This window comes from Staphylococcus agnetis (assembly GCF_002901865.1).
GTDB classification, from domain to species: Bacteria; Bacillota; Bacilli; order Staphylococcales; family Staphylococcaceae; genus Staphylococcus; species Staphylococcus agnetis.
Genome location: NZ_PPQF01000117.1, coordinates 1 through 231, shown reverse-complemented (window position 1 = coordinate 231; position 231 = coordinate 1). Strand labels below are relative to the sequence as shown.

The window sequence follows — 231 nt, the reverse complement described above, 5'->3', positions numbered from 1 at the left end:
TAATGATTGACTCGTTGATGCACTTTGCGAAGCGCTAATCGATGCACTTGTCGACTCACTTAATGATTGGCTCGTTGATGCACTTTGGGATGCACTAATCGATGCACTTGTCGACTCACTTAATGATTGACTTGTTGATGCACTTTGCGAAGCGCTAATCGATGCACTTGTCGACTCACTTAATGATTGGCTCGTTGATGCACTTTGGGATGCGCTAACCGATGCACTTTG

General features: G+C 45.0%; 1 protein-coding gene. It reads right to left on the bottom strand.

Annotated features, from left to right (window positions below; genetic code table 11):
* Positions 1-231: hypothetical protein (locus CD172_RS12080; RefSeq protein ID WP_206169845.1), on the bottom strand; the 231-nt coding region annotated here is incomplete at both ends.